This is a genomic window from Magnetospirillum sp. XM-1, assembly GCF_001511835.1.
Lineage (GTDB): Bacteria > Pseudomonadota > Alphaproteobacteria > Rhodospirillales > Magnetospirillaceae > Phaeospirillum.
Genome location: NZ_LN997848.1, coordinates 1,938,649 through 1,956,770 on the forward strand (window position 1 = coordinate 1,938,649; position 18,122 = coordinate 1,956,770).

Consider the following 18,122-nt stretch of genomic DNA (forward strand, 5'->3'; position numbering starts at 1 on the left):
TCGCGCAAGGTGGGCCGCGCAGTATAGGGCCAAATCCCCGGCTTGCCCAAGGCCGCGCTTATCCGCTACACCCAACCCAGACACGGGGGAGGCCGGTTTGAACCAGCATGCGCCGGGATTTTACGCCAGCTACGCCAGCCACAAGGGCTACGCCATGCCCGCGGTCGGGCCGAAGCAGTCGGCACGCTACGATGCCGAGATCTGGGAACCGGCCGGATGCGCCGCCAGTCATTCCTTCCTGGAAATCGGCTGCGGCACCGGCGCATTTCTCGGCTATCTGCGGAACAAGGGCGTGGCGCGCCTGCTGGGGATCGACCACGATCCCGCCTTGGCCTCGGTGATCCCCGAGGCGGCGCGGGGCGATTTCCTCTGCCGCGACGTGTGGGAGGTCCTGGCCGACGAAAGCCTTGACCGGTTCGACCGCATCGTGTTGCTGGACGTGCTGGAACATTTCGAGGCGGGGGATGCGCTGCGCCTGATGCAAGCCCTGCGCGGGCGCCTCGCCGCCAACGGCCGGGTGGTGGTCAAGGTCCCCAACGCCGGCTCGCCCTGGGGGCTGCCCTATCAGTACGGCGACCTCACTCACCGGACGGCTTTCGCCACCATCTCCATGCGCCAGCTGGCCGATGCCGCAGGCTTCGCGCCGCCGCTGCTTTACGGCCAGCGCCAGGGGTCGCGGCGGCGCATGCTTGCCGATTCCCTGGTCTGTCGGCTTTTGTCCTGGGCCTTGCTCAATCCGCCGGAAATCTGGAGCGCCAATTTCTACGCCATCCTGCAGGTGAAGCCGTGACGCGCAATTTTGCCCTGTGGGTCATTCCGGCCCTGTTCACCGCCCTGCTGTTCGCCATGGGCGCGGCGTCGCAGCCGTTCTGGCAGGTCTTCAACCTGGACCCCGACTACTATTACCTGACCAACGGCCTGCTGCTGGTGGAGGGCCTGGCTCCCACCGACATGGGCCATCCCGGGACGCCGGTGCATGTGTTCTTCGCCGCCGTCCTGCGGCTGATGCATGTGGGCGAGCCCACCGGGGCCATCGTCGACGCCGTGCTCCGCGATCCCGAGCGGCATCTGCGGATGGTCACCTGGGTGATGTATCCGCTGATCGGCCTGTCGCTGGTGGCGCTGGGCCGCGCCTTCGCGTCGGCCACCGGACGGCTGGCTCCGGCGCTGCTGGCCCAGGGCGCGCCGTTCCTGTCCATGATCATCCCCAAGTTCGGCCTGCACCCCAAGCCCGAGGGCTTCCTGATCATCGCCGTGGCCATGGTGCTGATCGCCGCGCTCAGGGTGGTGAAGGCCGAGACGCTGACCGACCGCCACGTGGGCTGGCTGGGCCTGGCGCTGGGCTTCGGCATCGCGTGCAAGATCCAGTTCGCGGCGCTGGGGCTGATCCCCCTGTTCATCCTGGACCGCCGCCGGCTGTTCCTGGTGCTGCCGCTCACCACCATCGCCGGCTTCCTGATCTTCTTCTCGCCGGCCCTGCCCTCGCTCGACATCTTCCTGGGCTGGTGGGCGAAGGTTCTGACCCACAGCGGGGCCTACGGCACCGGCGAGGCGGGCGTGGTCCAGTCGGGGCGTTACCCCAAGGCGGTGATCGGCCTGTTCGGCTCCAAGATCATCTTCACCGTGGTGATTCTTCTGTCGCTGTTCGCCCTGGCCGGCTATGTGCGGCTGCGCCGCCGGGGGCTGATCGCCGCCGACAAACTGGCCGGGCTGCTGACCGGCTTGGTGGCTGCGGAAATATTCACCATCCTGGCGGTGGCCAAGCAGCCCGCCGCCCATTACCTGGTGCCGGCCCTGCTGCTGACCGGGCCCAGCCTCGCCATCCTGTTCGTGCTGTCGGGCAAGGTCTTTTCCCCCCGGCCGCATCTCAGGGCGTGGAGCGTGCTGGGCCTGATCCTGGTCCTGATCAGCGCTCAGGCCTCCTGGAAGCAATACGCCGAGCTGGCCCGCTGGACGCGGGAGGCCCAGGCCTTCGACATGGGCCGGTTCAAGGCCTGCGCCAAGATCGACTTCGATTCCGCCTCCACGCTGCCCTATGCGCTGCAGCGCGGCGACATGAACTCCAAGGGCCGCTATTCGCCCAAGCTGGCCGAGTTCATGCCCACCGACCACTACACCTGGTTCATCAACGAGCATTCGTGGTGGAGCAGCGGCTTCATGCAGTGGAACAAGCCCATGAAGCCGGCCGAGGTGCTGGCCGCCTATCCCTGTGCGATCTTTCGCGGCAACCAGGGATCGCGCCTGGTCGAGTGGGCGGTGCGTGAGTTGGGATCGTTCCGGCCCGACGATGCCTGCCCGGTGGGCGAGGAAAACGTCTTTACCTTCGGAATCCGCTGCGACGGCTCAACCCCCCTTGCAAAATGAGGCCAAAGGGATAGCCTTCTCGGGTCACGTCAGGACCAGGGGGACATCATGGCGGCCAAGGCCGTAACCATCGCCCAGCAGAAGGGCGGCGCCGGAAAGACCACCATCGCCGCGCAACTGGCCGTCACCTTCGCGCGCGGCGGATTGCGGGTCGGGTTGCTCGACATCGATCCCCAGGGGTCGCTGGCCGCCTGGTACGACATCCGCAAGGCCCTGGTCGAGGAAGAAGGCGGCGGCATCACCTTCGTGCAGGCTTCGGGCTGGCGGCTGTCCACCGAGCTGGACCGTCTGAGGCGCGATGTCGATCTGGTGCTGATCGATTCCCCGCCCCATGCCGAGACCGAAGTGCGTATCGCCGTGCGCGCCGCCGACCTGATCTTGGTGCCCATGCAGCCCTCGCCCATGGATTTGTGGGCCACCGGCCCCACATTGGATATGGCCCGCAAGGAGAAGTCGCCGGCCCTGATGGTGTTCAACCGCACTCCGCCGCGCGGCAAGCTGGTGGACGCGGTGCGCAAGAAGATCAAGGATGCCGAGGTGCCCGTCGCCCAGACGGTGCTGGGCAACCGGGTGGCCTTCGCGGCCTCCATGATGGAGGGCAAGGGCGTGGTGGAAAGCAATCCGCGCCATACCGCCACCAAGGAAATCAAGGCGCTGGCGGTGGAAATCGCCGGCATTCTGGGATTGGATTGAGGGCCATGGACGCCATCCTCGACAATGCCTACGCCATCGCCATGGCGCTGCACACGCTGGCGGCGGTGGTCTGGGTGGGCGGCATGTTCTTCGCCCATCTGATCCTGCGCCCCGTCATGGCCGACCGCCCGGCGCCCGAGCGCCTGGCCGTGTGGCGCGAGGTCTTCCCCCGCTTCTTCTTCTGGGTGTGGGTCAGCATCGCCGTTCTGCTGGCCACCGGCTATTCCACCCTGCTGCTGGGCTTCAAGGCCGGCTTCACCGGCGGTCCCGGCCATGTGGACATCATGCAGCTGATCGGGCTGGTGATGATCGCCTTGTACTTCCAGCTGTTCTTCGGCCCCTGGCAGGGCTTCAAGCGGGCCTTCGCCAGCGCCGATTATCCCAAATGCGCCGAATATCAGATCCGCATCCGCCACATCGTCACCGTCAACCTGATCCTCGGCCTGATCTGCGTCGTGATCGGCGTGGCCGGGTCGCTGCTGGGGGCGTGAGGCCGATGGACCGGGACAAGGACGTCGAAATCCTTTCCAAGGAAACGGTCTACAAGGGCTATTTCCAGGTGGACCGCTACCGCCTGCGCCACCGCACCTTCGCCGGCGGCTGGACCGACGAGATGGTGCGCGAGGTGTTCGAGCGCGGCCACGCCGTGGTGGTGCTGCTCTACGATCCCGACCGCGACAGGATCGCCCTGATCGAGCAGTTCCGTCCCGGCGCCTACGCCGCCGGCTGGCATCCCTGGCTGGTCGAGTGCGTGGCCGGCATCATCGAGGAAGGCGAGCACCCCGACGACGTCGCCCGGCGCGAAACCCGCGAGGAGGCGGGATCAGACCCCACCGACATGATTCATATCGGCGACTATCTGGTTACCGCCGGTGGATCGTCGGAAAGCTGCAAGCTTTACTGCGCCCGGGTGGATTCGTCGGTCATCGCCGGCACCCACGGCCTGGCCCACGAGGGCGAGGACATCCGGGTGTTCGTCATCGATCCCGCCGAAGCCCTGGCCATGTGCCGTGACGGGCGGATCAACAACGCCATGGCGGTGCTGGCCATCCAGTGGCTGACGCTGGAGAAGGACGGCCTGCGGGCCCGCTGGCTGGGGGCCTGAGCGTCTAGCCCTGTGCCAGGACCAGCAGCGGCTGCGCCCCGTCCCAGATCATGCGCAGCGCCACGATGACGATGATGCCTAAGCCCACATAGGCGATCCAGTGCCAGCGCTTGAGGATGCGGGCCACCACTTCCGACGCCGCGCCGGTCAGCGCCACGGAAAGCGCCAGACCCAGCACCATGATCCACACGTGCTCGCGCGCCGCGCCCGCCACCGCCAGAACGTTGTCCAGCGACATGGAGACGTCGGCCAGGATGATCTGCTTGACCGCCTCGCTGAACTTCTTAGGGACAGCGGGCGTTTCCGCGCCCTCCTCGGGCATGTCGTCGTGGCCGCCGGTCCGCAGCTCGCGCCACAGCTTCCACGACACCCACAAAAGCAGCAGCCCGCCGGCGAACAGCAGGCCGATGATGCCCATCAGCTGCACGGCGAAGACCGAGAACAGGATGCGCAGGCCGGCGGCGGCCGCGATGCCCCACAGAATAGCCTTGCGCCGCTGCTCGGGGGCCAGCCCGGCGGCGGCGATGCCGATCACCACCGCGTTGTCGCCGGCCAGGGTGACGTCGATGGCGACGACGGAGGCCAGGGCGGTCAGCTCGGACGCCAAATCCATTACAATCCTCCGAACAACAGGCGGCAGACGATCACGGCGGCGACCAGGGCGGCGAGATCGGCCAGCAATCCCACCGCCAGGGCATGGCGGATGCGCCGCACCTGCACCGCGCCGAAATAGACGGCCAGCACATAAAACGTCGTCTCGGTCGAGCCGTAAAGGGTGGACAGCAGGGCGCCGAGATAGGAATCGGGGCCGATGGCCGGATCCTTGAGATTGGCGGCCAGCATCCCATAGGAGCCCGAGCCCGACAGGGTGCGCATCACGCCCATCATCAGGGCCTCGGCCGGCAGGCCCAATCCTTCGGTGAGGCGGCCCAGCGGGCGGATCAGCAGATCCATGGCGCCCGAGGCCCGCACCATGCCGATGGCCGCCAGGATGGCCACCAGATAGGGGATGATGCGCACCGCCACCTCGAACCCTTCCCTGGCCCCTTCGATGAAGCATTCATACAGCCGCACCCGCTTGGCGGCGCCATACAGCAGCAGGCCCACCACCAGGGACGGCATGATCCACGGCCCCAGCGCCTTGCTCCACACCAGCAGCGCCGCCGCCAGCCCCAGCATGGCGGCCAGGGCGGCCAGACTGGGCCACAGCGGGCCGGGGGCTTCCACGGCCTCGGGCATGGGTTCGGCGGGGCGGGGCAGCCAGACCCGCTGCAATCCGCGGGCGCCCAGCACGGCGACGATGGTGGCGACGATGGTGGCGATCAGGGTGGGCGCGACGATGGAGGCCGGTTCGGCCGAGCCGGTGGCGGCGCGCAGCGCGATGACGTTGGTTGGCAGCAAGGTGATGCCCGCCGTGTTGATGCCCAGGAACAGTACCTGGGCGTTGGTGGCGGTGCCCTTGTCGCGGTTGAGGCTTTCCAGGTGCTCCATGGCGCGGATGCCGAACGGCGTGGCGGCGTTGCCCAGGCCCAGCAGGTTGGCGGCGAGATTCATCACCATGGCGCCCATGGCCGGGTGGCCGGCGGGAATCTCGGGGAACAGGCGGCGCAGCGGCGGCTCCAACAGGCGGGCCACGGCGTTCAGCATGCCGCCGGCCTCGGCCACCTTCATCAGGCCGAGGAACAGGGCCATCACCCCCACCAGCCCCAGCGCCAGGGGCACGGCGCCGGTCACCGCCTCCATCAGGCCGGCCGACAGCGTTTCCATGGCGCCCGCCCGGCCCGACAATTCGGCAACGGCGGCCACCAGGAACGAAACCACGACCAGGACCAGGAATACGGCGTTCAAGACCGGCTTTCTCCCCACTCTTAGCGAAGCTATCAGAAGCCGGGGCGTCGCGCATCCTTGCCGCCCGCCCTGGGGCGTTGTAAATCTCCCCCACGGAATATGCGGGAGAAATGAAGCATCATGCGCCGTGCCGTGATTATCCTCGGCCTCGCCGTCCTTTGGGCCTGTCCCGCCCTGGCGGCGGACACCGTTCCCGCCCGTCTCGACGCCGCGCGGGCCGCCCATGCCAAGGGCGACCTGGCCCGTGCCGCCCTGGAACTGGAGGCGGCGGTGGCCGAGCTGCAGGCCCGCCTGGGCAAGCAACTGGCCGACTTCCTGCCGCCGCCCCCCGCCGGCTGGCAGGCCGAGGCGGTGGAGACCCATTCCCTGGCCGGAACCGGCGGCGGTCTGGCGGTGACCCGGGCCTATGGGCGCGACGACGCGACGCTCAACATCTCGCTGATCATCGACAGCCCGGCGGTTTCGGCGGCGGTGGCGCAACTGGCGGCCTTTCCCCAGCCCAACCACCGCAAGGTGAAGGTGGGAACCGAGGAGGCGACCATGCGCTGGGATTCCCAGGGCCGTAACGGCGAGGTGCTGATGGTGCTGGGCCCGCGCGTCCTGCTGCAGATCGAAGGCGACAGCCTGGCCAACAGCGACATCCTGGCCGACGTGGCCAAGGGCTGGAACCTGGGCGGCATCCGCAAGACCATCATGTGGTAGTGGCCTGCTTACCCCCGAAATCCATGTCATGTATTTCGGGGGCAGGACACTAGCGCAATAGCCCCAGGATCAGCGGCACCATCACGGCGGTGAACAGGCCGACCAGACCGATGGCCAGCCCGCCGAAGGCGCCGGCCTTCTCGCTCATCTGCAGGGCCCGCGCGGTGCCGATGCCGTGCGCCGCGATACCCATGGCGAGGCCGCGCGCCGCCTGATCCTTGACCCGGGCGAGATCGAGAATCCACGATCCGGCGATGGCGCCGAAAATGCCGGTCAGCAGCACCATCACGGCGGTGAGCGACGGGATGCCGCCGATGCGTTCGGCGATGCCCATGGCGATGGGGGTGGTCACCGACTTGGACGACAGCGACAGCAGCACCTTTTCCGACCCGCCCAGGCTCCAGGCGATCAGCACCGCGCCGCCGCCGGCGATCAGCGCGCCGGTCATCACCACGATCAGCACCACCCCCCACACCCGGCGCAGGATGGGCAATTGGCGATAAAGCGGCACCGCCAGCGCCACGGTGGCCGGCCCCAGCAGGAAGTGGACGAACTGGGCGCCGTCGAAATAGGTGTGGTACTCGGTGCCGGTGGCCATCAGCAGGGCGACGATCATCGCCACCGACACCACCATGGGATTGAGCAGCGGCGGCCGTTTGTAGCGCTCGTACAGCCACACGGCGACCTGGTAGGCCACCAGGGTCGAGGTCAGCCCCAGCAGCGGCGAGGTGGCGAGATAGACCCACAGGCCGGCGAACCCCCCGCTCATGGCTTTTGCCCCTCAAGCGCCGGGCGGGCGCCTCCGCGCCCTTGGCTTTCCTCCGCTAGCGCTCCGGGGCGCTCAACGCGCCCGCGCATCGGCTTCGCCTTGCTCATTGCTTTTGCCCCTCGTCCTTGCGGCGCATCAGGAACTGCATCAGGCGGCCCGACACCACCAGGGTGGCCACGGTGCTGACCAGCACCCCGGCGGCGATGGGCAGGGCCTCGGCGGCGATCACCTTGAAATGCACCATCACGCCGACGCTGGCCGGGACGAACAGCAGGGGGAAATTGGCGAAGATGGTGCGCGTCACCCCCTCCAGCCCGTCGGGCACCCGGCCCCGGATCACCAATCCGAGGAACAGGATCACCATGCCGAGCACCGGACCGGGGAGCGGCAGGCCGGAAAGGCGCACCAGCACCTCGCCGGCAAGCTGGCAGACCAGCAGAACCGTGATATAGGGAAGCACGCTCGCTCTCCTCTCAGGGATCGTCCATGGACTGGCTTTCACCCATCGACCTGCTTGGCGCCGTCGCGGGGCTCCTTACGACCATCTCCTTCGTGCCGCAGGTGGTCAAGACCCTGCGTACGCGCCAGACCAGGGACATATCGCTGGCCATGTGGCTGACCTTCTGCGCCGGCGTCACCCTGTGGACGGTCTACGGACTATTGCTCAAAGCCTGGCCCATCGTCGCCGCCAATATTCCGACCCTGGCATTGGCCGGCACCATCCTGGTCATCAAGCTTCGCAATCTGGGAAACGAAACGGGGGGCGACAAGCCCCCCGTGTAAGCAATCCAGACGTGACGCCCGATCAGGCGGAGCGGCCGCCGTGCAGGGACGACCACTGGACCGGATCGTGGAGGAACGAACGCACCGCCTCGATGGCCTTCTTGTCGAACTGGCCTTCTTCCTCGACCACTTCCAGCACGTCCCACCAGTTGCACAGGTAGCCCAGGCTGACGCCGATCTCTTCCAGGCTCTTCATGGCGCCGGGGAAGACGCCGTAGAAGAACACCACGAAGGAATGGTCGACCTTGCCGCCGGCTTCACGCAGCGCGTTGACGAAGTTGACCTTGGACGCGCCGTCCGACGCCAGGTCCTCGACCAGCACGATGCGGTCGCCGTCCTTGAAGTCGCCCTCGATCTGGGCGTTGCGGCCGAAGCCCTTGGCCTTCTTGCGCACGTAGAGCATGGGCAGGGCCATGCGGTCCGACACCCAGGCGGCGTAGGGAATGCCCGCGGTCTCGCCGCCGGCGATGGCCTCGGTCGATTCGTAGCCCACCTCGCGCAGGATGGCGTCGGTCATCAGCTTGCTGATGGTCGAGCGTGCCCGGGGGAAGGAGATGACCTTGCGGCAGTCCACATAGACCGGGCTGGCCCAGCCCGAGGTCAGGATGTAGGGCTCTTCCGGGCGGAAGTTGATGGCCTTGATCTCCAGCAGGATGCGCGCGACGGTCAGCGCCGCCTGCTTCTGCTCGGGGGTACGCGATTGGGTGGTTGCCATGGGGTGAGCCCTCTTGCCTTGCCGATACCGGGGTCTATAGGCACAATCGCGCCTTCCTGCAAGAAGACAGAATAGGGAACCTCCATGTCCGACGTGATCCAGCTTGTCCGAGACGGCGCCATCGCCACCGTGACGCTGAACCGCCCCGACCGCATGAACGCCCTGAACCTGCCCATGTGGCAGGGATTGGCCGAGGCGTTCGCGAGCATTTCCGCCGACAAGTCCATTCACGTGGTGGTCCTGCGCGGCGCCGGCACCAAGGCCTTCGCGCCGGGCGCCGACATCGAGGAATTCGACACGCTGCGCGCCACCCCCGCCCAGGCCAAGGACTACGACAAGGTCATGCGCAAGGCCCTGGACACGGTGCGCGCCTGTCCGCAGCCGGTGGTCGCGGCCATCTGGGGCCCCTGCGTCGGCGGCGGCCTGGAACTGGCCTGCTGCTGCGATATCCGCCTGTCGGCCAAGTCGGGCAAGTTCGGCGTGCCCATCAACAAGATCTCGGTGGTGATGGCGTACCCTGAACTGTCCCAGATCCGCCGGGTGGCCGGCCCGGCCGCCGCGCTGGAGATCCTGCTGGAAGGCCGCATCATGGATGCCGACGAGGCTCTGTCCAAGGGGCTGGTCAACCGGGTCCTGGAGGACGATGCGCTGGACGCCGAACTGGCCGCCACCGCCAGGCGCATCGCCAACGGCGCGCCGCTGGCCAACCGCTGGCACAAGGCGTTCATCAGCCGCCTGGACGATCCCAGGCCGGTGAGCGAGGCGGAGTTGGACGAGTGCTACCGCTTTCTGGAGACCAAGGACTACGCCGAGGGCCTTGCCGCCTTCCGCGCCAAGCGCAAGCCGGTGTTCACGGCGGAGTAGGGGGCTTACCCCCGGAACGCCCCTTCGGTGAGCTGGGGCAGAAGCTTGAGGTCGGTGTGGGGGCCGACCTCGCGCTTGTCCAGGCGCTGGGCGATGGCGGCGACCACGGCGGGCTTGCCGGGAATGCCGAACTGGGTGCGGAATCCGGCGCGGCCCAGCAGCTTGTAAGCGGTGACCATCATCACCGCCGCCTGGTTGGTGCCGACGCCCAGGCGGCCGAACAGGTCGGAATGCACCAGATCGTTGACCTCGGCCAGGGCGGCGACCAGTTCGCGGGTTTCCGCCTCGGGCCGCTGGCCCAGCACCTTGATCACCGCCGGATCGTTCAGCGCCGTCCACCAAAGCTGTTCCTGCTTGGGCAGATCCGGGGCAGCGGGCGCGCGGGGCGAATGGGTGGGGATCAGCGACGGCATCGCCGCCGCCTCGGCGATGGAATCGAGAATCTCCGCCTCGCGGATGTCGAGCAGGCGCGGCCCCATTTCCTGCACCTTGGCCAGCGGCAAGGGCGCGTAATGGGGCACCAGCTGCACCTGCCAGTCATGGATCAGGTATTCGTTGATGGCCTTGTACATGGCCCCGGCCCGCGACTTGGGGTCGTTGGGGTCGCCGCCCAGGGTGGCCTTGAAATGGCGCTTGGCGTGGGTGCGCACGATCATGGCGATGACGTCGTGCACCGAACGTCCGCAACGCAGGTTGACGAAATCGTCGTTCACCGGGCGTCCGCGCGCGTCCACCAGCAGATTGCGGAAGGCCGAACGGTTGCGGCGGAAGATGGCGATGCAGCCGTGCAGCATCTCCGAATTGGCCATGACGATGTCGTAGAACTCTTCGCCCGACGTGTTCTCGAAGGCGGGGATCAGCGAGCGGAACACGGCCGCCACCTTGCCCTTCAGCGTATCGTTGATGACGCGGACGACATCGTTGTGGGTGTGCGGAGGCCTGGCGGCGTCGCCCGTCGACCTTTTCACACTGACATCGTCCCTTGGCATATCCGGATACCCCTGGCCGCCGGAAAGCCGGAGCCAGTTTCAGGTTATCGGGACTTTATTCCAGGGGCAAAGCGCGAATTATGATTCTTTGTAGCGCTATCCCATTGAATCTAATGATTTATCCTACTTTCGGCATAGTCGGGAAGCAGATGCTTTATGGCTTCGCGCAGATGGGGAAGCTCCACCGGCTTGGACAGGTAGGAGTCCATGCCGGCCTTCAGGCAGCGCTCGGCCTCGCCCGCCAGGGCGTTGGCGGTCAGCGCCAGGATGGGGGTGTGGCGGCCGTCCGCCTGCTCCTCGGCCCGGATGGCGGCGGTCAGCTGGAAGCCGTCCATGATGGGCATGTGGCAATCGGTCAGCACCAGGCAATAGGGCCGGGCGCGCCAGGCGGCCAGGGCGGCGGCGCCGTCGGGGAAGACCTCGGCGGCAAAGCCCAGCAATTGCAGCTGGCGGCGGATCACCTGCTGGTTCACCGGATGGTCCTCGGCCACCAGGATGGGCGCGCCCTCCCAGTGCATGGGCTTAGGCTCGGGCGGAGCCGAAGGCGCGCAGGCGGGTCGCGCGGGGGCGTAGGGGCCGACGATCCTGTCCACCGCCGCCGCGATCTGGGCGCGGCTGAGCGGGCGGCTCAGGAAGCCGTGGCAGGACGGGTGCCGCTCCAGGCTGAACCGGCGGGCGGGATCCTGGCCCTCGATGAACAGCAGGGGCGTGGCCTCCAGCGGGGCGAGGTCGTCGCGGGTGACGGTGTCGGCGGTGACCAGGGCCAGATCGAAGGGTATCTGGGTGGTGGTGGCCTTGCGCGACGCCGCCTCGGCCTCCTTCGGGCCGGGGACGCGCACCACGGCGCCGCCGCCCTGCTCGGTCACCAGGGCGATCAGGGTCCGCTCCTCGGTGTCGGGGTCCACCACCAGGATGCGCAGGCCGATGAAATCGGTGGTCTGCTCGCTCAGGGGCGAGGTGGTGGCGGGGGCGGGCTCGACCATGGGCAGCGGCAGGCGGCACCAGAAGGACGACCCCTCGCCGGGTTTCGATTCGAAGCCGGCGGTGCCGCCCATCAGGTCCACCAGCCGCCGGGTGATGGACAGGCCGAGGCCGGTGCCGCCGAAGCGCCTCGTGGTCGAGCTTTCGGCCTGGGTGAAGGGCTGGAACAGGCGGTCTTTCAGCGAATCGTCGATGCCGATGCCGGTGTCGACCACCCGGATGGACAGGATGACCAGACCCTGGGCGTCGACGCCGCCGTGGCCGACATGGATGGCGACGCGGCCTTCGGCGGTGAACTTGACGGCGTTGCCGGCGAGGTTGAACAGGATCTGGCGCAGCCGCACCGGGTCGGCCAGCACCGAGGTGGGCAGGCCGGGATCGACGAAGGCGGTCAGCACCAGCGACTTGGCCGCCGCCGCCGGGCTGACGGTCTGGACGATGCCTTCCACCAGGCGGTCGAGGTGGACGGGAACCTGCTCCAGCTCCAGGCGTCCGGCCTCGATCTTCGAGAAATCCAGCACGTCGTCGAGAATACGCAGCAGGGCCAGGCCGGAATCGCGGGTGGTGGCCACCAGATCGCGCTGGTCGCCGTCCAGCGTGGTGTGGTCCAGCAGCTCCAGCATGCCGATCACCCCGTTCATGGGGGTGCGGATCTCGTGGCTCATGGTGGCCAGGAAGGCGGACTTGGCCTGATTGGCCGCCTCGGCGCTTTCCTTGGCGGTGGTCAGGGCGCAGATGGCGGAATCGCGGCTGCGGTTGGCCTCGTCGAACTTGGCCAGCACGCGGTTGAAGGCGGCGGCGATCTCGGCCGCCTCGGTCTCGGGGGCGGCGGCCACCGGGCGGGTGAACGAGGCGGGGTGGTCATGGGCCTCGATCTGGGCCAGCAGGTCCTGCAGCGTCTGGCGGTTGGTCTCCTCGGCGCGGCGTCCGGCCTCCTGGCGTTCGGCCTCGAGGCGCTGCTTTTCCATGGAGTTGCGCTTGAACACCTCGACGGTGCGGGCCATGGCCGACAGCTCATCGTGCAGGTCGCGCCCTTCCACCTCGCGCGACCAGTCGCCGCTGGCCCCGGCCTCCATGGTCTCGCGCAGCCGCTGCAGCGGCGAGCGGATGGATTGCCCGATCATCCAGCTGATCCAGGCGCCGACCAGCAGCAGGACCAGGGCGGCCCCGGCGCCGACCACGGCCAGGCGCAGCAATTGGTGCCGCGACCGGCGCTGAAGCCGTTCCTCGCGGTCGCGGCCCTGGATGATCTGCCGGTCGATGGACGCCGACATGGCCGCCTGGCTGGCGTCGACCTCGTCGGTCAGGATGCGCGAGCGCTCGTCGAACCCCCTGGCGATGGCCTCGATGGCCGCCGACAGGGTCCGCGCCCTGGTGCCGATCACCGCCAGGGCGTCGCGCTGCAGATCGCTGCTGGCCAGCCGGGTCAGGGCCGGAATGGTGTCGGTGACCCGCTGCAGGCTGGCATGGGCGTTGATGGCGCCGGCGCCCACGCCGTTGAAGTAGAAGGCGTTGATGGAAATCAGGGCTTCGACGAAATTCTCGTGCGACTTGACCAAAGCCGGGCTCAAGGGGTCGCCGCTCCTCGACCGGGCGGTGGAGTTGAGGATGGCGTACAGCCCCGACATCTCGCTGGTGGATTGCAGCACGTCGCTTTCATAAAGGCGCAGGATGTCGGCGTTGATGGCCTTGAGCGTCTGGAATCCGGAGACGAAGCGCCGCGCCGCCTGATGCATGGCGTGGGCGTCGTCGGACAGCGGCTTCTGGTGGGCGGTGGCGTCGCCCATGGCCACGAACAGCTCTTCCGAACGCCGCATGGCGTCCTTTAAGAGGTCGTCGGTGGGATTGGCCAGATACTGGCGGATCATGCCCTGGAGGCGCGAAGCGCGGATGTCGATCTCGGCGAGCGCGGTGGTGCGATGCTGGACGATACGCAATTCGTCCAGGTCGGAATCCATCACCGAGGCGGCATGCCAGCCCAGGCCGCCCACCGCCAGGGCCACGCAGACGTTGAGCGCCACCACCAGCGGAATGCGCCAGGCGATGGGCAGGGCCCTGATCCAACGAACGAAGCGCGTATACGCCATGGCCGGCGGCATCCCCATCCCTCGCCTCTCCACCCGCGATGGTACAAGCGCAGGCCGGGCGGGGGAAGGGCAGTGGCGACGTTCCGGCCCCGTCTTCGGGAAAAAAGCGGCGGGACGCAGGGCACCCCTGCCTTCCGGCCGTCTTGACCAAAATCAAATATTATCGCAGCATGTTCACAGTTCTCACAAATTTCATGTGGATATTCGCCGCCATGCGCCTCACCCTGCACACCGATTACGCGTTGCGAGTCCTCGTCCATGTGGGGCAGCACAAGGGCGATCTGGTCACCATCAACGAGATCGCCGAATGCTACGGCATCTCCAAGAACCACCTGACCAAGGTGGTGCATCAGCTGGGCCGCGCCGGCTATCTGGAGACGGTGCGGGGCAAGTACGGCGGCGTCCGCCTGCTGCGCCGGCCCGAGGACATCAAGCTGGGCCAGTTCATCCGCGAGACCGAGGACGACTTCACCCTGGTCCGCTGCATGCGCTGCGAATCCGCCGCCGAATGCCGCCTGTCGGGCAGCTGCATCGCCCGCGACGCGCTGGCCTCGGGCCTGTCGGCTTTCTTCAAGGTTCTGGACGGCTATACCCTGGCGGACATGCTGGTCGCCGAGCGTCAGGCCGCCGAATAGCCCTTCGTACGGATGGGTTTTCTCTGTGCCGCAAGTGGTGTATCCCTTGGCGGGCATAGTTGTTTGGGGGAAACATGGCCGCTATTGATACTGCCGATAACGAGAACGAACTCCGCGTCATCAACGAGTTCCTCGACGAGCTTCGCGATACCGCCAGCCAGCTGCAGGTTCTGATCGGCAACATGCGCTCCAAGAGCGTCGCCGCCGCCGAAGGCCTGGCGACCCTGAAGCGCGAGGCCAGCAATCTGCGCAGCCATGCCCAGGGCCTCAGCCTGCCCATGATCAAGCTGGTCACCCACCGTTTCGACGAATACGTGGGCGAGCTGAAGGAAGCCGGCCCGGGCGAACTGGACGAGATCCAGGTGTTCGTCGACAAGATCGAGAAGCTGGCCGACGGCGAGCAGGTCTCCGAGGCCGACGCCCCGGCCGTGGTGCGCGCCCTGCCGGCCAAGCGCACCGCCGACATCGATTTCGGCAAGATCGAGAAGAAGAATGTCGAGATCCTGCTGGTGGTGCCGGAAAAGGCCATGTCGCGCATCGTCGAGCGCGAGCTGGCCGCCTGCGGCTACCGCACCTCGACCATCCGCGACGGCTTCGCCGCCATGGAGACGGTGGTGCGCACCCGCCCCGACATGGTGATCGCCTCGGTGGAACTGGGCCTGTTGTCCGGCGTCGACCTGGGCTGCGCCCTGGCCGCCATGCCGGTGACCGATTCCATTCCCTTCGCGCTGTTCACCAGCTACGAATGGGGCAATCCCAAGCTGAAGGGCCTGCCGCCCCGGGCCTCGCTGATCCGCAAGGGGCCGAAATTCGGCGACGACCTCGCCGAGACCCTGGCGCGATTCAACATTACGTAATTTGCGCAGGGACTTCCTTTTCCCGTCATGGCCGGGCTTGACCCGGCCATCCATGGACCCTCGGGTCAAGCCCGAGGGTGACGGAAGGAAAAATAGAGTCCGCTAAACTCGGACGGCCCCTAAATCCCGCCCATGCACAGGTATTTGATCTCGAGGAAATCCTCGAGACCGTACTTGGAGCCCTCGCGGCCCAGGCCGGATTCCTTGACGCCGCCGAAGGGGGCCACCTCGGTGGAGATGATGCCCTCGTTGATGCCGACGATGCCGTATTCCAGGGCGCGCGACACCCGCCAGACGCGGCCCACGTCGCGGGAATAGAAATAGGCGGCCAGACCGAATTCCGTGTCGTTGGCCATGCGCACCGCCTCTTCCTCCGTCTTGAAACGGAACAGCGGCGCGACGGGTCCGAAGGTCTCTTCCCGCGCCGGGGCCATGTCGGTGGTGACGTCGGCCAGGATGGTCGGCTCGAAGAAGGTGCCGCCCAGGGCGTGGCGCTTGCCGCCCAGCACGATGCGCGCCCCCTTGGCCACCGCGTCGGCGATGTGGCGCTCGACCTTTTGCACCGCCTCCTCGTTGATCAGCGGGCCCTGCTGGAAGTCGCCCTTCAGGCCGGGGCCGACCTTCAAAGCGCCGACCGCCTCGGCCAGCTTGGCGGCGAAGGCATCGTAGACGCCGTCCTGGACCAGGAGGCGGTTGGCGCAGACGCAGGTCTGGCCGGTGTTGCGGTACTTGGACGCCATGGCGCCGGCCACCGCCGCATCCAGATCGGCGTCGTCGAAGACGATGAAGGGGGCGTTGCCGCCCAGTTCCAGCGACAGCTTCTTCACCGTGGCGGCGCATTGGGCCATCAGCAGCTTGCCCACCTCGGTGGAGCCGGTGAAGGAAAGCTTGCGCACCTTGGGGTTCGAGGTCAGCTCGGCCCCCACCGCCCTGGGGTCGCCGGCGGTGATCACGTTGACGATTCCGGGCGGGAAGCCGGCGCGCTCGGCCAGTTCGGCCAGGGCCAGGGCCGACAGCGGAGTGTCCTCGGCCGGCTTGATCACCACCGGGCAGCCGGCCGCCAGGGCCGGGGCGCATTTGCGGGTGATCATGGCGATGGGGAAGTTCCACGGCGTGATGGCGGCGACCACGCCCACCGGTTCCTTGGTGACGACGATGCGCCGTCCGGGCAGGTGCTCGGGGATGGTGTCGCCATAGACCCTTTTCGCCTCCTCGGCGAACCATTCGACGAAGGAGGCGCCGTAGGCCACCTCGCCCTTGGCCTCGGCCAGGGGCTTGCCCTGTTCGGCGGTCATCAGCACCGCCAGATCCTCCTGGGCAGCCATGATCAGCTCGTACCAGCGCTTGAGGATGACCGAGCGCTCCTTGGCGGTCTTGGCCTTCCAGGGGGCCCAGGCGCGCTCGGCGGCGTCGATGGCGGCCCGCGTCTCGGCGGCGCCCATGGCGGGGACCCGGGCGATCAGCGAGCCGTCGGCAGGATTGGTCACGGCGAAGGTCTCGCCCGAACGGGCGGCGGTCCAGGCGCCGTCCACATAGGCGCGGTCGCGGAGCAGGGCGGAATCGGAGAGTTTGAGCATGGCGTCCATCCAAGCCGGGGGATGCCTCAAGGTATACCCGCCGGAACGGCGCGGTAAAAGGGGGGCTAATCGGCGTCCTTGCCGAACCAGCTCATATTCAGCGGCGGCGACGATGGCGGCGGTGGGGCGGCCTTGGCGTTCCGCCGCCTGGCCTTCACCGCGTACATGCGGGTGTCGGCGAGGTGCAGCAGTTCGTCCACGCTCTGCCCGTCGGTGGGGAAGATGGCGGCGCCGCAGCTCAGGCCGATGCGGATGGAGTGGGCGTCGATGCAATACGGGTCGGATTCGACCGCGTCGGCCAGGGTCTGGACCACCTGGCTCACCGACTGGGCCGAGGCGATTCCCGGCAGCACGGCCGCGAATTCATCGCCGCCCAGCCGCGCCAGGACATCGCTCTTGCGCGTGCTGCCCTTGATCCGCTCGGCCACCTGTTTCAGCAACTGGTCGCCCACCGAGTGCCCCAGCGTGTCGTTGATGGGCTTCAGGCCGTCCACATCCATGAACAGAACCGCCAACTGCTCGCGGTTGCGCCGCGCCTGCTCCAACAGGATGTCGATCTGCTCGACGAACAGGGCGCGGTTGCCCAGCCCGGTCAGGGGATCGCGCAGCGCCGCCGCCGTCAACTCCATCTCGCGGTTCTTGTGGTAAAGGGCGAAGGCCAGGGACTTGGCCATTTCATAGGGGTCGAGGCGGTCCTTGCGCAGGCAGTCCTGAGCCCCGTGGCGCAACGCGGAATAGACCCATTCCTTGCGTTCCTCGTCGGCCAGGAAGACAAGGGCGGTATGGGCGCGGTTGCCGGTCTCGGCAAAGAAGCGGAAGTCGCCCTTGTGGCTTAAGCGGTAGTCGGCGAGGCACAGGTCGACGCCGTCGGCCTCGAGGCGGCGGAAGGCGTCCTCCACGGACGAGGCGTGGGTGACGTTGGCGCTGATGCCGCAGCCGCAGGCAATCAGCTCGCGGATGCGGGCGACCGACTCGCCGTCGTCATCGACGATCAGTATCTCCAGGGGTCTGTGCCCCCCCTTCGGCGTCCGGCCTGCTGATCGGTTCACATCGCCGTCCCCCTGTCGTCGGCCGATGTGGAACTGCGCCATCGCCGGGAGTCGTAAATCGAGAAATACGCGCCAACACGGAATTGCTATCATCGAGGGTGCCT

The 18,122-nt window shown here is 67.6% G+C and carries 19 protein-coding genes; 10 read left to right on the plus strand and 9 right to left on the minus strand.

The window, feature by feature from the left end; all coding sequences use genetic code 11:
• The first annotated feature begins 97 nt into the window (after positions 1–97).
• Genes XM1_RS09000 through XM1_RS09020 form a run of 5 tightly spaced genes read left to right on the plus strand, consistent with a single transcriptional unit; the run spans position 98 to position 4,162 of the window.
• A complete protein-coding gene (locus XM1_RS09000; RefSeq protein WP_068432784.1) occupies positions 98–790 on the plus strand; it encodes a bifunctional 2-polyprenyl-6-hydroxyphenol methylase/3-demethylubiquinol 3-O-methyltransferase UbiG in 693 nt (230 codons plus the stop codon).
• A complete protein-coding gene (locus XM1_RS09005) occupies positions 787–2,364 on the plus strand; it encodes a hypothetical protein (protein WP_068432786.1) in 1,578 nt (525 codons plus the stop codon). Before XM1_RS09000 ends, XM1_RS09005 begins: the two co-directional genes overlap by 4 nt.
• A gap of 48 nt (positions 2,365–2,412) precedes the next feature.
• Positions 2,413–3,057 (plus strand): ParA family partition ATPase, encoded by a 645-nt coding sequence (parA, locus tag XM1_RS09010; protein WP_068432788.1) that lies wholly within the window; start codon positions 2,413–2,415, stop codon positions 3,055–3,057.
• 5 nt (positions 3,058–3,062) lie between these two features.
• Complete coding sequence (locus XM1_RS09015) at positions 3,063–3,548, plus strand: hypothetical protein (protein WP_068432790.1); 486 nt, start codon at positions 3,063–3,065, stop codon at positions 3,546–3,548.
• A gap of 5 nt (positions 3,549–3,553) precedes the next feature.
• Positions 3,554–4,162 (plus strand): NUDIX domain-containing protein, encoded by a 609-nt coding sequence (locus tag XM1_RS09020; protein ID WP_068432792.1) that lies wholly within the window; start codon positions 3,554–3,556, stop codon positions 4,160–4,162.
• Positions 4,163–4,166: 4 nt separating this feature from the next.
• On the opposite strand, the gene XM1_RS09025 is transcribed toward XM1_RS09020, so the two are convergent.
• Positions 4,167–4,775, minus strand: a complete 609-nt coding sequence (locus XM1_RS09025) for a YjbE family putative metal transport protein (protein ID WP_068432794.1) — start codon at positions 4,773–4,775, stop codon at positions 4,167–4,169.
• On the minus strand, positions 4,775–6,010 hold the full coding sequence (locus XM1_RS09030; RefSeq protein ID WP_068432796.1) for a nucleoside recognition domain-containing protein: 1,236 nt from the start codon (positions 6,008–6,010) through the stop codon (positions 4,775–4,777). The genes XM1_RS09025 and XM1_RS09030 overlap by 1 nt, the downstream gene beginning before the upstream one ends.
• 120 nt (positions 6,011–6,130) lie before the next feature.
• Here XM1_RS09030 and XM1_RS09035 point away from each other — a divergent pair, with 120 nt between their 5' ends.
• Positions 6,131–6,712, plus strand: coding sequence for a hypothetical protein (locus tag XM1_RS09035; protein WP_068432798.1), 582 nt, complete (start codon positions 6,131–6,133; stop codon positions 6,710–6,712).
• Positions 6,713–6,761: 49 nt separating this feature from the next.
• Here the strand turns inward: XM1_RS09035 and XM1_RS09040 are convergent, their stop codons facing one another.
• Together XM1_RS09040 and XM1_RS09045 are read right to left on the minus strand one after the other, a co-directional pair.
• Positions 6,762–7,481 carry an LrgB family protein gene (locus XM1_RS09040; RefSeq protein ID WP_068432800.1) on the minus strand — a complete coding sequence of 240 codons (720 nt, stop codon included), beginning with the start codon at positions 7,479–7,481 and terminating at the stop codon, positions 6,762–6,764.
• A gap of 103 nt (positions 7,482–7,584) precedes the next feature.
• The gene (locus tag XM1_RS09045; RefSeq protein WP_068432802.1) at positions 7,585–7,941 is read right to left on the minus strand and encodes a CidA/LrgA family protein; all 357 of its coding nucleotides are present in this window, start codon (positions 7,939–7,941) and stop codon (positions 7,585–7,587) included.
• A 26-nt stretch (positions 7,942–7,967) separates the two neighbouring features.
• Here XM1_RS09045 and XM1_RS09050 point away from each other — a divergent pair, with 26 nt between their 5' ends.
• Positions 7,968–8,264: a SemiSWEET family sugar transporter gene (locus tag XM1_RS09050; protein ID WP_068432804.1), complete on the plus strand. Its 297-nt coding sequence runs from the start codon at positions 7,968–7,970 to the stop codon at positions 8,262–8,264.
• Between the two features lie 22 nt (positions 8,265–8,286).
• Here XM1_RS09050 and XM1_RS09055 read toward each other — a convergent pair whose 3' ends face one another.
• Positions 8,287–8,979 carry an orotate phosphoribosyltransferase gene (locus tag XM1_RS09055; protein WP_068432806.1) on the minus strand — a complete coding sequence of 231 codons (693 nt, stop codon included), beginning with the start codon at positions 8,977–8,979 and terminating at the stop codon, positions 8,287–8,289.
• A gap of 84 nt (positions 8,980–9,063) precedes the next feature.
• On the opposite strand from XM1_RS09055, the gene XM1_RS09060 reads away from it, so the two are divergent.
• Complete coding sequence (locus tag XM1_RS09060) at positions 9,064–9,843, plus strand: enoyl-CoA hydratase/isomerase family protein (RefSeq protein ID WP_068432808.1); 780 nt, start codon at positions 9,064–9,066, stop codon at positions 9,841–9,843.
• Between the two features lie 5 nt (positions 9,844–9,848).
• Here XM1_RS09060 and XM1_RS09065 read toward each other — a convergent pair whose 3' ends face one another.
• Together XM1_RS09065 and XM1_RS09070 are read right to left on the minus strand one after the other, a co-directional pair.
• A complete protein-coding gene (locus tag XM1_RS09065) occupies positions 9,849–10,811 on the minus strand; it encodes a hypothetical protein (protein ID WP_231920747.1) in 963 nt (320 codons plus the stop codon).
• Between the two features lie 131 nt (positions 10,812–10,942).
• Positions 10,943–13,900 carry an ATP-binding protein gene (locus XM1_RS09070; protein WP_172821901.1) on the minus strand — a complete coding sequence of 986 codons (2,958 nt, stop codon included), beginning with the start codon at positions 13,898–13,900 and terminating at the stop codon, positions 10,943–10,945.
• A 212-nt stretch (positions 13,901–14,112) separates the two neighbouring features.
• On the opposite strand from XM1_RS09070, the gene XM1_RS09075 reads away from it, so the two are divergent.
• Positions 14,113–14,535 carry an Rrf2 family transcriptional regulator gene (locus XM1_RS09075; protein WP_068432814.1) on the plus strand — a complete coding sequence of 141 codons (423 nt, stop codon included), beginning with the start codon at positions 14,113–14,115 and terminating at the stop codon, positions 14,533–14,535.
• A gap of 74 nt (positions 14,536–14,609) precedes the next feature.
• The gene (locus XM1_RS09080) at positions 14,610–15,392 is read left to right on the plus strand and encodes a response regulator transcription factor (RefSeq protein ID WP_068432817.1); all 783 of its coding nucleotides are present in this window, start codon (positions 14,610–14,612) and stop codon (positions 15,390–15,392) included.
• Positions 15,393–15,511: 119 nt separating this feature from the next.
• Here the strand turns inward: XM1_RS09080 and XM1_RS09085 are convergent, their stop codons facing one another.
• Positions 15,512–16,969: an NAD-dependent succinate-semialdehyde dehydrogenase gene (locus XM1_RS09085; RefSeq protein WP_068437670.1), complete on the minus strand. Its 1,458-nt coding sequence runs from the start codon at positions 16,967–16,969 to the stop codon at positions 15,512–15,514.
• A 65-nt stretch (positions 16,970–17,034) separates the two neighbouring features.
• Positions 17,035–18,018 (minus strand): diguanylate cyclase domain-containing protein, encoded by a 984-nt coding sequence (locus XM1_RS09090; RefSeq protein ID WP_068432819.1) that lies wholly within the window; start codon positions 18,016–18,018, stop codon positions 17,035–17,037.
• Positions 18,019–18,122: the final 104 nt, after the last annotated feature.

What these genes read in the sequence shown, in the direction of transcription:
- XM1_RS09025 (WP_068432794.1), bottom strand. Translation starts at nt 4,775, where the DNA reads ATGGATTTGGCGTCCGAGCTGACCGCCCTGGCCTCCGTCGTCGCCATC.
- XM1_RS09035 (WP_068432798.1), top strand. Translation starts at nt 6,131, where the DNA reads ATGCGCCGTGCCGTGATTATCCTCGGCCTCGCCGTCCTTTGGGCCTGT.
- XM1_RS09055 (WP_068432806.1), bottom strand. Translation starts at nt 8,979, where the DNA reads ATGGCAACCACCCAATCGCGTACCCCCGAGCAGAAGCAGGCGGCGCTG.
- XM1_RS09070 (WP_172821901.1), bottom strand. Translation starts at nt 13,900, where the DNA reads ATGGCGTATACGCGCTTCGTTCGTTGGATCAGGGCCCTGCCCATCGCC.
- XM1_RS09080 (WP_068432817.1), top strand. Translation starts at nt 14,610, where the DNA reads ATGGCCGCTATTGATACTGCCGATAACGAGAACGAACTCCGCGTCATC.
- XM1_RS09050 (WP_068432804.1), top strand. Translation starts at nt 7,968, where the DNA reads ATGGACTGGCTTTCACCCATCGACCTGCTTGGCGCCGTCGCGGGGCTC.
- XM1_RS09020 (WP_068432792.1), top strand. Translation starts at nt 3,554, where the DNA reads ATGGACCGGGACAAGGACGTCGAAATCCTTTCCAAGGAAACGGTCTAC.
- XM1_RS09075 (WP_068432814.1), top strand. Translation starts at nt 14,113, where the DNA reads ATGCGCCTCACCCTGCACACCGATTACGCGTTGCGAGTCCTCGTCCAT.
- XM1_RS09040 (WP_068432800.1), bottom strand. Translation starts at nt 7,481, where the DNA reads ATGAGCGGGGGGTTCGCCGGCCTGTGGGTCTATCTCGCCACCTCGCCG.
- XM1_RS09085 (WP_068437670.1), bottom strand. Translation starts at nt 16,969, where the DNA reads ATGCTCAAACTCTCCGATTCCGCCCTGCTCCGCGACCGCGCCTATGTG.
- parA (WP_068432788.1), top strand. Translation starts at nt 2,413, where the DNA reads ATGGCGGCCAAGGCCGTAACCATCGCCCAGCAGAAGGGCGGCGCCGGA.
- XM1_RS09060 (WP_068432808.1), top strand. Translation starts at nt 9,064, where the DNA reads ATGTCCGACGTGATCCAGCTTGTCCGAGACGGCGCCATCGCCACCGTG.
- XM1_RS09015 (WP_068432790.1), top strand. Translation starts at nt 3,063, where the DNA reads ATGGACGCCATCCTCGACAATGCCTACGCCATCGCCATGGCGCTGCAC.